At 71.7% G+C, this 13031-nt stretch carries 6 protein-coding genes; 4 read left to right on the forward strand and 2 right to left on the reverse strand.

The window, feature by feature from the left end; all coding sequences use genetic code 11:
* Positions 1-399: 399 nt before the first annotated feature.
* Together AB0I88_RS33675 and AB0I88_RS33680 are read right to left on the reverse strand one after the other, a co-directional pair.
* Positions 400-3297, reverse strand: a complete 2898-nt coding sequence (locus AB0I88_RS33675; RefSeq protein ID WP_361034080.1) for a carbohydrate binding domain-containing protein — start codon at positions 3295-3297, stop codon at positions 400-402.
* Positions 3298-3619: 322 nt separating this feature from the next.
* Complete coding sequence (locus tag AB0I88_RS33680; RefSeq protein ID WP_361034083.1) at positions 3620-4294, reverse strand: TetR family transcriptional regulator; 675 nt, start codon at positions 4292-4294, stop codon at positions 3620-3622.
* 81 nt (positions 4295-4375) lie between these two features.
* Between AB0I88_RS33680 and AB0I88_RS33685 the strand changes: the two genes are divergently transcribed.
* The 4 genes from AB0I88_RS33685 (at position 4376) to AB0I88_RS33700 (ending at position 12876) form a co-directional block, all read left to right on the forward strand.
* A complete protein-coding gene (locus AB0I88_RS33685; RefSeq protein ID WP_361034086.1) occupies positions 4376-5800 on the forward strand; it encodes a DHA2 family efflux MFS transporter permease subunit in 1425 nt (474 codons plus the stop codon).
* Positions 5801-5847: 47 nt separating this feature from the next.
* Entirely contained in the window at positions 5848-6801 is a 954-nt protein-coding gene (locus AB0I88_RS33690) for a magnesium transporter CorA family protein (RefSeq protein WP_361034089.1), read from the forward strand.
* A gap of 82 nt (positions 6802-6883) precedes the next feature.
* Positions 6884-9889 carry an ABC transporter permease gene (locus AB0I88_RS33695; protein WP_361034092.1) on the forward strand — a complete coding sequence of 1002 codons (3006 nt, stop codon included), beginning with the start codon at positions 6884-6886 and terminating at the stop codon, positions 9887-9889.
* The gene (locus AB0I88_RS33700; RefSeq protein WP_361034095.1) at positions 9886-12876 is read left to right on the forward strand and encodes an FtsX-like permease family protein; all 2991 of its coding nucleotides are present in this window, start codon (positions 9886-9888) and stop codon (positions 12874-12876) included. Before AB0I88_RS33695 ends, AB0I88_RS33700 begins: the two co-directional genes overlap by 4 nt.
* Positions 12877-13031: the final 155 nt, after the last annotated feature.

The raw sequence follows: 13031 nt of genomic DNA on the forward strand, positions 1-13031 counted from the left end.
GGGATGGGGTTCGCCGGTAGTGGTCCGGGTGGCTGCCTGTTGGCGGGGATGAGGTTTGGCGCTGGTCGGGGCGGCTGGCTGCCGGCGGGGATGGGGTTCGCCGGTAGTGGTCCGGGTGGCTGCCTGTTGGCGGGGATGAGGTTTGGCGCTGGTCGGGGCGGCTGGCTGCCGGCGGGGATGGGGCTCGCCGGTAGTGGTCCGGCTGGCTGCCTGTTGGCGGGGATGAGGTTCGGCGCTGGTCGGGGCGGCTGGCTGCCGGCGAGGATGAGGCTCGCCGGTCGTGGTCCGGCTGGCTGCCGGTGGAGCTGAGGCCGCGCCGGCTCGGTCGGGGTTCGACTGGGGTGGAGACGAGGCCGCGCCGGCCGGGATCATCCCGGCCGGCGCGGCGATCGGTTCCGGCTACTTGAGGTAGGTGGTGGCGGCGCCGATCTTGCCGGGCGCCGGGGTGGCGCTGGTGTTGAGGACGTAGACGCGGAGGTTGCCCTTCGCGTTGAGAGCGATGGTCAGCGAGCCGTTGGTGACGGTCTTGGTGTCACCGGTGACCGCGTCGACGTAGGTGCCGTTCGGGATCCCGCTGAAGGTCGCCCCGTTGGAGACGGCGATCAGCGCGAAGCTGTCCACCCCGTTGGCGGTGTAGCGGCGCTTGTAGGCCATGTTGCCGCTGACGCCCTCGGTCGAGTACTGGCCCATCTGCAGGGCGGGGACCGCCCGGCGGATCTGGTTGAGCCGCTGCAGGTGCTTGACCAGCGGCTTGTTCAGCGTGGTGGCGACCTGGCCGCTGGCCGAGCTGACGACACCGTAGTCGCCGGCGGTGACACTGCCGGCCAGGTGGCTGCCGTAGTAGGCGCGTCCGGTGGTGGCCAGCGGGCAGGTCGGTCCGCAGTCGATCTTCTGACCGGCCTGGAATTCGATCTCCGAGCCGTAGTAGAGCGTCGGGATGCCGCGGAACGTCCACATCAGCGTCATGTTCTCGGCCCACGCGTCGGTGCCTTCGGCGTACCGGACCGACGACTTGTTCGGCCCGTAGTCGTGCGAGTCGACGTAGACGACGTTGTAGGTCGCGTCGTTCACCGAGTCGTCCGAGTCCTTGCCGTTGTTGTAGGCGTTCGACGCGTCACCGAAGTTCATGTGCATCCGCATGTCGATGATGTTCATGCCGGAGAACCGGCTGTGGTCGGGCGTGTGGTAGTTGTTGCCCGACAGGAACGCGTTGGTGCTGGTCGGCTGGTTGCCCGTACCCATGGTGTTCTCGTAGTCGAACTGCTCGATCGCCGCCGTGACGTCGTCGGCCGAGTATTCCTTCCGCTCTTTCCAGGTGAAGAATTGGGCGGAGTGGTTGACCGAGCCGCGGTTCCACTTGTCGTTCACGAACGCCGCGACCTCGCCGAAGATGTAGAAGTCCTCGGCTTTGGCGGCGCCGTACTTGTCGGTGAGGATCTGCTGGAAGGCCGGCAGGAAGCGGCGGTTCCAGGTGACCCGGGGGATGTGCACGGCGGTGTCGATGCGGAAGCCGTCCACACCCATGTCGATGTATTTCTTGTACGCCCCGATCAGGTAGTCCTGCACCACGGCGTTCTCGGTGTTGAGGTCGGCCAGGTCCTCGTGCAGCCAGCAGGACCGGGCGTCCTCACCTTCCCAGTTGCCGATCCAGCACTGGTGGAAGAGGTTGGCGGGGAACAGCTTGTTGGTCGGCTGCGGCCACTGGCAGTTGTAGAGCTTGAACCCTTCGGCGCTCTTGCCGCCGGTCGCGGTGCCGAAGTTGGGGCAGGTGTTGCCGGTGGGCGCGGTGCCGCTCCACAGGTCGCCGTTGTAGGGCCGGCCCTTGGCGAGCGCGTTCTGAGCCGCGGTCAGCGTGGGGTCGTTGCCGGCGTGCTCGTCCAGCGGGTTGTAGGTCTTTCCCGCGACTTTCTGGTTGTAGTACCAGCTCCACTCGCTGTCCCGGGTGCCGTAGACGGTCGGCGTGTAGAGGCCGTTGGCGCCCCAGCGGGAGGTGTGGTTCAGGACGATGTCCTGGTAGATCTTGAGGCCCTTGGCGTGGGCCGCGTCGATCAGCTCCTGGTAGGACGCGCCGTCCGACTCCAGCCGCGGGTCGACCTCGTAGAAGTCGTAGCCGTGGTAGCCGTGGAAGTCGTAGTCGGAACGGTTCAGCACGACCGGCGTGATCCAGATGGCGGAGAAGCCGAGTCCTTTGATGTAGTCGAGCTTGTCGACCAGGCCCTTGAAGTCGCCCCGGAACATCGGGTCGTTGTTGGCCTCGTTGCCGGATTTGGCGTGCTGGCTGCCGCCACGGTTGTTGCCGGTGTCACCGTCGTTGAACCGGGCGGTGAGGATGAAGTAGATGCTGTCCTTGCGGGGGTCGCCGCCGAGCATCTCGCCGCCGGCCGGGGCCGGCCCGGCCGCGCCGGTGGTGACGGTCGCCGAGGCGGCGGTGGAGAGGTTTCCGGCCGCGTCGAGCGCCTGCACCCGGTACGTGTAGGAGGTGCTCGCGCTCAGTCCCCGGTCGGTGTATCCGGTGGTCGAGCTGCTCAGCACGGTGTTGCCACGGGTGATGCGGTAGCCGACGACGCCCACGTTGTCGGTGGCGGCGGTCCAGCCGAGGGTGACCGTGGTGCCCGCCGCGGTGGCGGACAGTGCGGTCGGCGCGGACGGGGCCGTGGTGTCGTCCGGCGCGGTCGTGCACGGGCTGGTCGCGTTCGCGGTGACGACGCCGCCGTTGACGGTGATCGTCCCGGTGCCGAGCGAGTAGTTGCGGCTGGAGTTGTTGTCCCAGGTCCCGGACCCGTTGTTGAAGGTCGCCGACCACGCGGTGGCGCTGCCGAGGCTGACGGTCTTGCGAACCCAGCCGGTGCACGCCTCCTCGTTCATCACCACACCCGGGACCGTGGTCCAGGATCCGCCGCTCGGCGCGTAGTGCAGGTAGGTCGTGGTCCACGAGGTCTTGTAGTAGACCGTCGCCGAGTTGGTGGCGGTGCCGCACGGCACCGACGAGCTGACCGCGCCACCGGAGACGCTGACGACGCCGGTCCCGGTGCTGTAGTTGGCGCCGGAGTTGTTGTCCCAGGTGCCGGAGCCGTTGTTGAAGACGGCCTGCATACCGGTGGCGGTTCCGAGGTCGAGTTCCTTCTTGTACCAGCCGGGGCAGCCGGTGTAGGCGCTCATCGCGACGCCCGGCACCGTGGTCCAGGAGCCGCCGGCCGGGGCGTAGTGGATGTTCACCGTCGTCCAGGACGCCGGCGCCTGGTAGTAGACGGTCACCGTGGTTGCCGCGTGCGCGGCCGGGAGATCTGTCAAGAGCATGAGTGGTACGGCGCAGAGCATCGCAAGCGCTCTACGGAGTATTCGGGACATGGGAGAGCCTCCAACCACCTCGGGGACGGCGGTGTCATGGGGGATACGCGGGCTTGACGAGTTCGTAATGCCGCGTTCATCTGCGCAGGACGCTAGCAAGTTCTTTCAGTTCCTGGAAGGGATCTGCAAGGCCTTGCAAAAAGATGCACTCGGATGTCTCGATCTGTCCGGATTCCCATGCTCGTCGATGGACGTCGAGGCGATCACGATGCGTTGGCGCACGCACCGTGATGGATGAATCGCGCGTGATCCCGGATCTCTCCGGGGCCTTTCACCGGGGTGCGGATCGCCTGGCCGCGGCCGTCGTCTCCACCGCCGAGATCAGCAGGTCGGCGCAGAAGGCGTAGTAGCGGTCCAGGTCGGGCTCGTCGCGGTAGGACGTGGCGAGCTCGATCATCATGGGGAAGCGGTCGGCCGGCATGCCCTCGAGCTGCACCCGCTTCTGCCGCCGCCACTCCGGCTCCTGCTCGGACGGCAACCCGGGCGGGCATCCGGGCTGGGCGCCGACCATGCCGATGCAGCCGTTCAACAGGTACGACGCGACCCAGTAGCCCTCCTCGACGGTGAATCCCGCCGCGGTCAGCAGTGCCAGGGTGTCGTTCGTCGCCCGGTTGAAGCTCTCGGTCCGCGTCTTGTCCACCGCGTGCAGCAGGGTGGACAGCGACGGGTGTGCCCGCATCACACCGACCACGGTTTCGACGACCGTGCGTAGCCGTTTCTGCCAGGGGTCGCCGGCCTCCGGGTCGGCCCGGACTCCGGAGAGCGCATGGTCGACCATGCCGAGCAGCAGCTCGTCCTTGTTCTTGAAGTGCCAGTAGAGCGCCATCGGGGTGACGCCGAGCTCCTTGGCGAGCCTACGGACGGTGACCGCCTCCAGGCCCTCCTCGTCGGCGAGGCGCAGGGCGCGCTCGGCCACGGCCGCCTTGGTCAGTCGATCACCCGTCACTTGACAACCATACAACGTACAGGTCTCATGTACGAGGTACATGTACGTTGTACATGGACGCCGTACAGGGGGAGAGGTCTGATGGAGAACAACCGACGGTGGTGGGCGCTCGTAGCGGTGGCGCTCGGCACCTTCATGACGTATCTGGACAACAACGTCGTAAACGTGGCACTGCCCAGCATTCAGCGCGATCTCGGCCTGAGCATCGCCGGCCTGGAATGGATCACCAGCGCGTACATCCTGGTCTTCGCCGGACTGCTGCTGGCCGGTGGCCGCGTCGCGGACGTGCTCGGCACCCGGCTCGCGTTCCTGTCCGGCCTGGTGATCTTCACGGTGGCGTCGGTCGCGGCCGGTCTGGCCGACGGTCAGGAACTGCTCATCGGCGCCCGGGCCGTGCAGGGCGTCGGCGCGGCGCTGCTCGCCCCGGCATCGCTGGCCCTGCTCCAGGAACTGTTCCCGGACCCGAAGGAACGGGGCGCCGCGATCGGCGTATGGGGCGGGGTGGGCGCGCTCGCCCTGGCGATCGGCCCGTTCACCGGCGGCGTGCTCAGCGAACACGTCTCCTGGGGCTGGATCTTCCTGATCAACCTGCCGATCGGTGTCGCGACCCTCGCGCTGACCCTGCTCAGCGTGCCCCGCCCCGCCGTCCGCGGCCGCTCGGCGGGAGTGCTGCGCCGGCTCGATCCGGCCGGGCTCCTGGCTTCCTCCACCGGGCTGTTCGCACTCACGTACGCCCTGATCGAAGGGGACGCGGAGGGCTGGACCTCGCCGCTCATCCTGGGATTCTTCGGGGTCGCCGCGGCGGCGGCCGTGCTCTTCGTGCTCCTGCAGAGACGCAACGCCGACTCGATGGTGGATCTCGCGTTCTTCCGCTCACGGATGTTCACCGGCGGCCTGCTGGCGATGGGCCTGTGGGCGTTCGGTGTGTTCGGCATCTACTTCTACATGGCCATCTACCTGCAGAACGTGCTCGGTTTCTCGCCGACCGAGGCGGGCGCCGCGTTCATCCCGATGGCGATCATCACGGCCGTCGGCGCGGTTCTGGCGCCCCGCCTCGAACTCCGCTTCGGCGTGGCCCGGGTGACCGCTTTCGGTCTCGCCGTGATGGCCGCCGCCATCGGCGGCATCGCCCAGTACGGCACCGGCACCACCTACGGCGACCTGCTGCCCTGGTTCCTCCTGTACGGGGTGGGCGGCGGCCTGCTCATCCCGCTGAACACCGTGGTCGTCGACGCACTGCCGCCGCAACGGGCCGGCATCGCCTCCGGGATGCTCAACGTGTCCCGGGAGGTCTTCGGCCTGCTCGGCGTGACCGTTCTCGGCGCGATCCTGACCAACCGGGCGACCGCCGCCGACGGCAGCGAACTCGACCGCTACCTGGAGGGGTACCAGTTCTCGCTGGTGATCGCCGCGGTCCTGGTCGCGGTGGGCGTACCGGTGAGTCTCTGGATGTTGCGGCGCGAGCCGGCGCCTCTGCCGGAGCCGAAGGTCCTCGAGACCGTGTGACAGCGGCCCCGCTTCCCCCGTGATCAGGCGCTGGGCATAGTGGGTGCGTGAGCAGCCGTCTCTATGTGAATGGCCGCCTGGCCGCGGAGGGTGTCGACGCCGCCGCGGCGGGCGCCCGGCTCCGTGCGGAGCCGGGCGCCGTGCTGTGGTTCGACCTCTTCGATCCGGGACCGGAGGACCTGAAAGCCCTCGCCGCCGAGTTCGAGCTGCACCCGCTCGCCGTCGAGGACGCCGTCACCGATCACGAACGGCCCAAACTGGACCGCTACCGCAACCACCTGTTCCTCAACCTCTACGCGGTCGAGTTCGACGGCGAGGTGCACAAGACCGAGATCAGCGCGTTCATCACGCCGCAGGCGCTGATCACGGTGCGCAAGTCACCCGGCGACGTCGCCCCTCTCCTGGCCAGGTGGGACGCCGAGGAGCGACTCGCCGCCGACGTCGTCGATTTTCTGGTGTACGGGCTGCTCGACGTCGTGGTCGACGGCCAGTACGCGACGGCCCAGCGGATCGACGAGAGTATGGACGGCGTCGAGGACCGGATGATCGGCGAAGGCCCGGCGCCCCGCGAGATCCGGCGGCGCGCCTTCGCCCTGCGGCGGACCCTGACCACCCTGCGCCGGGCGGTCGCCCCGATGCCGGACGTGGTGCGCGACGTCAGCCGGGCGCTGGCCGGCGAGGACCACCTGCGACCGTACTACCGGGACGTCGAGGACCACGCGCGGCGGGCCGTCGACCTGATCGAGCACTCCCGCAACCGGATCACCGAACTGCTCGACGACGACCTGGCCGAGCAGAGCAACGCCCTCAACGACGTCACCCGCAAACTCGCCGCCTGGGCCGCGATCATCGCCATCCCCACCGCGCTCACCGGATACTTCGGACAGAACGTGCCCTACCCCGGCTACGAGAAGTGGTGGGGATTCCTGCTCAGCACCACTCTCATCGCCCTCTCCGCCAGCGCGCTGTACACGTACCTCAAGCGCCGCAACTGGCTGTGAATCGGTTAAGCAACCGTTGTCCACAGGGCTCCCCGGCCCGTCCCTCGATCGCGTAACGTGCCCGGCAACCGGGGGAGGGTGAATGTTCGGGCTCGTGTTCGGCGCCGTGCGCGCTCGGGCCGCGCAGGTGCTGACGATTCTGGTGCTGACCGCCCTGGCGGCCGCCGTCGCGGCCGCCGGGCCGTGGTATGGATTCGCCGCCGCGGCCGACGCCGCCGCGGCCTATCTGGAGGTCGCCCCGGCCACCCAGCGCACCGTCTCGGTGGCGAGCCGGGTGGACACCCAGGGCGACCCCGAGGGCGAGCTGCGACGGTTCAGCGACCGCGTCCGCGAGGGGCTGCCGGCCGGCGTCGCCAACGGCTTCGCCGGGATGACCCGGCCGCTCAGCGTGCGGACCGGGGTGGCCGGCACGAGCATGTCGGTGGCGTACCGGGACGGGTTCTGCGACCACGTCCGGCTGGAGGGGCGGTGCCCCCAGGCGCGTGGCGAGATCGCGCTCAGCGCCGAGGCGGCCCAGCGGTTCGGCGTCACCGTCGGCGACTCGCTGAACACCGTCACCTCCACCTCGACCGGTCCGCTCGACCTGCGGGTGGTCGCCCTCTACACGCTGGTGGACCCGGCCGGGACCTACTGGAGCGACCGCCTGTTCCGGGCCGAGGCCGAGCTGGACCCGGCGTTCACGGTGACCGACACCTTCCGGCACGCCGAGCTGTGGACCCCCACCATGGCGTACGACGTGGTGCTGCCCGACCACCTGCTGCGCGGCGACGGCGGCTACGACCTCGCCACCGAGCTCACCGCGGCCGACCGCCGGCTCGGCAGCCACGCGCTGCGGCTGAGCACCCTGGCCCGCCCCCTCTACCTGGCCATCACCCGGGACCGCGACACCATCCTGCGCGGTGTCCTGACCGCCGGCGCGCAGATGCTGATCCTCACCTGGTTCGCCGTCGGCCTCGCCGGGTGGTACACCTCGCGCGACCGCCGGCCCGACGCCGCCCTGCTCAAGCTGCGCGGGGTGGGCCGTTTCGGCGCCCTGCGGCTGGCCTGGGGACAGCACCTGGTGCCGCTGCTCGCCGGGGCCGCCATCGGCGCGCCCGTCGGTTACCTGGTGGGCCGGGCGCTCGCCGGCCCGGTGCACGTCACCGCCGACCACGGGACCGCGCTGACCTATTCCGCCACGGCCGTGGCGGCGGTGCTCGTGGGCAGCCTCGCGGTGCTCGCGGCGGTCGAGGCGTCGATGCTGGTGCGGCCGGTGACCGAGCTGCTCGGCGGCGCCTCCCGGGTCCGGGCCTGGCGGCCGGCGTTCGTCGACGTGCTGCTGCTCGCCGTCGCCGCGGCCGCCATCTACCAGGCCTGGTCGGGTGACGCAGAGGACGGGCTCGGCCCGGCCGCGCCCGCGCTCGTCGCGCTCGCCGTCGGCCTGGCGTCGGCCCGGCTGCTCAGCCTGATCGCGGTCCGGGGCGGTGTCGTGGCCCTGCGTACCGGCCGTCTCCGCACCGGCCTCACCGCTCTGCGGGCCTCCCGCTCACCCGGCACCGACCGGGTGTTCGCGCTGGTCGTGGTGGCCGTCGCACTGTTCACCACGGCGGCCGGCGGCTGGGCGGCGGAGACCGATGCCCGGCTGGCCCGCAGCGCCGCCGAGCTGGGCGCCGAGCGGGTCCTCACCGTCGAGGCACCCAACCGGACGGTCCTGCTGCACGCCGTCCGCTCCACCGACCCCGGCGGCCACGAGGCGATGGCCGCCGTCCGCACCTGGTCCGGCGACCGCGAGATCCTCGAGGTCGACAGCAGCCGGCTCAGCGCGGTCACCGACTGGCGCCCGGAGTACGGTCCGGCCAGCGCGCTGCCCGAAGCCGTGGCCGCCGGACAGCACGAGGCACCACTGGTCACCGCCGACCGGCTGACCGTCCGGGCACGCCGCGACGGCCCCTCCGACGTGGCACTCGACCTGCGCCTGCAGCACGAGGCCACCGGCATGGTGCTGACCGCCGGATTCGGCACCCTGCGCTCCGGCGTGCAGACCCTGACCGCGAGCGCGCCCGGTTGTGCCGTCGCGCCCGGCTGCCGGATCGTGCGCTGGGAGATGACCACCCCGCCCGACCCGGACGGGCGGGTCGAACCACCGCCGGCGGGCGCCGTCGTCACCGTGTTCGGGCTCGGCCCGGACAGGACGGCCACCGGGATCCTGGACGCCGCCGTGCTCGGTGACATCACCCGGTGGCGCGCCGGCACGAAGGGCGCCGCACTGGACGTCACCGCCGTCGACGGGACGCTCCGGCTGGCCACCGACCGCAACGCGACGGCCGACGTGGTCGGCGCCGACGCGTGGGCCTCCGACCCGATGCTGCCGCTGCCCGCACTGGTCGCCGGAGCGGAGCCGGACGACTGGCGCGACGAGGATCCCACCGTGAAGCTGTACGGCGATGCCGTCCCGCTGCGAGTCCTCGACAAGGCGGCCGCCCTGCCCATGCTCGGCACCACCGGCCTGCTCGTCGACCTGGACTCCGTCCGCCGGCTGGCCGCCGAGATCGATCCGGGCGGGGTCTACCAGGTGTGGCTGGCGCCCGGCGCCCGCCCCGGCATCGCCGACGACCTGGCCGCGGCCGGGCTCGTCGTCGCCGGCAGCGCCACCACCGACGCCCACGCCTCCCGGCTCGGCGACCAGGGCCCGGCCGTGGTGGTCCGGTTCGCCCTGGTGGCGGGCATCGCGGCGCTGCTGATCGCGGCGGCCACCGTCGCGGTCGCCGCCACGGCCGACCGCCGCTCCCTCACCGAACAGCTCAAGGTGCTGCGCGAGCAGGGCCTGCCCCGGCGGGTCGCGATCACCACGTCGTATGCGGGAACCGCTGTGCTGATCGTGACCGGCGTGCTCGGCGGAGTGCTGGCCGCGCTCCTGGCCGTCGAGATCACCGGCCGGTCGGTGCCCGCGTTCACCGACGGCTGGGCGGTCCTCGCGCCACCCGATCCACTGGGCGCCGCGGCGGTCGCCGTCGCGACGCTCGTCTCGCTCGCGATCCTCGGACTGACCGGCTGGCTGATCCAGTCACCGCTGGTGCGGAGCCTGCGCGAGCCGGAGGGCGACCGATGATCTCCCTGGTCCTCGCGATGATCTGGACCCGGCGGGGGCAGGCGCTCACCCTCGCCCTGCTGTCCCTGCTCGCCGTCGCCTCAGCGGTCGCGGCACCGGCCTACCTGATCGCCGCCGAGCGCGCGATCGCCGACGGCCAGATCGCCACCGCCGCCACCCGGGAACTGACCATGGCGGCCCGCCGGTCGTACGACAGCGCCACCGGCGAGGCCGGCACCGGCGCCCTGCGGTTCCCCGAGGTCGGCGAGGTGCTGCTCGACGTCGAGGGCTTCGACTACTACCACGCCGCCGAGGTGCCCACCGTCGGCATCGAGGAGGCCGACACCTTCCCCACCCGGCTGGTCTTCCGCCAGGAGGCCTGCGCCCACCTGGTCATCCTCACCGGCCGCTGCCTGTCCGCCGAAGGCGACGCGCTGATCGGCGAGCGGACCGCCCAGCGGCTCGGCCTGACCGCCGGCGACCGGATCGAGCTGAGCGCGGCCCGGCAGAACGGCGCCACCCAGCCGATCACGTTCGTCCCGGACGGCGCACCGAAAACGCTCACCGTGGCCGGCACCTACCGGCCGGCCGACCCCACCGCGGCGTACTGGGGACTGCACGGTTATTTCCTCTTCGGCGTCGACCTCGGGCCCGGCGAGCCGGTCTTCACCAACGCCGCCACCCTGAGCACGATGGAGCGGACCACCACGACGATGGCGGTCGACGGGATCGCCGAGCCCGGTGTCATCGGCATCGACCGGATCGAGCGGCTGCGCGCCGAACTCATCGCGGTCGAACAGGCGATCGCCGAACTGGACGAGCCGCTCCAGTTCGACAGCGGGATCCCGGCGCTGCTCGACCGCATCGACCAGGGCAGGCAAGCGGCACGGCTGCTGGTGCCGGTGATGGCCGTGCCCCTGGTGCTGCTCGCCTGCTTCACCATCTACCTGACCGTCGGTTACGGCGCACAGGGCCGGCAGAGCGAGCTGGCCGTCGTCGCGCTGCGCGGCACCCGCTGGTGGACCCGCTGGTGGCTGGCCACCGGCGAGAGCCTCGCCGCGGTGCTGGCCGGCGCCCTGGCCGGATGTCTCGCCGGGCAACTGCTCGTCAACGCGGTGACCGGTCTCCTCTTCCCCGGCGTCGGCGCGGACCCGGCCTTCACCTCGCTGCGATACGCGCCCTTCGCCGCGCTGGCGGCACTGGCCGCCGCGATCCTGGCCCAGCGGCGGCAACTCACCAGCCCGGTCGCCGGCCTGCTGCGCCGCGCGCCGTCCCGCGACCGGGGCCTGCCCGGCGTCTCCGAGGTGGCGGTGGCGGTGCTCGCCGTCGTCACCGGCATCCAGTACGCGCTCGCCGGCGACCCACTGGAGGGACTCGGCCTGTTCGCGCCGGCCCTGATCATCCTCGCCCTCGCCCTGGTCTCGGCCCGCGCCCTGCTTCCCCTGGTCAACCGGTACGCGGCACGCGCCCTGCGCCGGGGCCGGCTCGGCATCGCGCTGGCCGGCGTCCAACTGTCCCGCCGCCCCGGCGCCGGGCGCCTGTTCGCCCTGCTGGTCGCGTCCGCCGCGGTCGCCGGCTTCGCCACCGCCGCCGTCGACACGGCGGCCCGGGGCCGGGCCGTCACCGCACACCTCGGCACCGGCGCCGACCGGGTCCTCACTGTCCAGCCGACCACCCGGCAACGGTTGCTCACCGCGGTCCACAAAGCCGACCCGGACGGCCGGTTCGCCATGGCCGTCACCTCCCTGCCCAACAGCGGCTCAGCCGGGACACCCGGCATCGCCGTCGAGACCGGCCGGCTGGCCGCCGTGGCCGCCTGGCCGGACAGCGCCGTCACACCGCACCGCCTGCGCGAGCTGCTGCATCCGGTACCGCCCGAAGGCCCGGCCTACGGCGGCTCCGACATCACCATCGAGGTCACCGTCACCGGAGGGCCGCTGCGGCTCGCCCTCTCCCTGGCGTCACCCACCGGGCTCGGCGACACCGTCCTCGAACTGGGCACCGTGCGGCCCGGGCCACAGACGTACCAGCGGGACGTGCCGATCTGCCGGGACGGGTGCCGGGTCAACGGCATCCGGATCTCCGGCGAGGGCAAGACACCCGACATCACCGGCCGCCTGGTCATCCGCGGCCTGGGCACCGCCACCCCGGCGCCGCTCACCGACCCCACCCGGTGGCGTGCCACCCGGGACGCACGGTTGTCCGCCGCGCCCGGCGGGCTGCAAGCCGACGTCGAGGTCTCCCCGAGCGTGGCCGAGGCGGTCTGGATCCAGCCGGTGAACACGCCCTATCCGCTGCCCATCGCGTACGCCGGGGAGGCGCCGCCGGCCGGCCTGCTCCCCGGGCTGAACGTCGTCGACACCCCGGTCACGCCGGTCGCCGTGCTGCCCGCCGTCCCCGGGCTCGGGCGCCGTGCCGTGCTGGCCGACCTGGAGTACGTCGACCGGCTCGCCGTGCAGAGCCGGGAGGTGCAGGCGCCACAGGTCTGGCTCGGCGCGACAGCACCCACCGATGCCGTGGACCGGCTCGAGGCGGCGGGCCTGCAGATCGTCGCCGAATCCACGGCCGCCACGGTGCGCGACCGGCTCGACCAGCAGGGACCGGCCGTCGCACTGTGGTTCCACATCCTCGCCGCGGTGCTCGCCGGGCTCCTCGGCGCGGGCGCCCTGGCACTCACCGTGGCGGTGGACCGCGGCCGGCGTACCGAGGACCTCGCGGCGCTGCGCACCCAGGGTCTGCGACCACGGCCGGCCGGGCAGGCCACCCTGTGGACCTATCCGGTGCTGGTCACCATCGCGACCGCGGTCGGTGTGCTGGTCGCGGTGGGTGCCTGGCGGCTCACCGGCTGGGCGCTGCCGTTGGCCGGGATCACCCCACCGGATCTGCCCCTGCCCACCTGGCCGCGTCTCACCGCCCTGCTGACGGCCGCCGGCGCCGTCCTGCTGCTCCAGCTCGTCGTCGCTTTCCTGGGCGGCCGCGACCTCCGCCGCCGAATCGAGCCCCGTTGACGATCCCCACGGATAGATCCGGGGGATTTCCCTCCGGGGCTGGTGGGCCCTGGATTTCCAGCTCGGACTGCATCTGATCCACCGTCGCGGAGGGAGGCGATCTGATGTCTGACGTCGTCGGCACTGGCACGGTCGCGTTCAGCCGTGGCGAGGAT

The organism is Actinoplanes sp. NPDC049802 (assembly GCF_040656595.1).
Classification (GTDB): Bacteria; Actinomycetota; Actinomycetes; order Mycobacteriales; family Micromonosporaceae; genus Actinoplanes.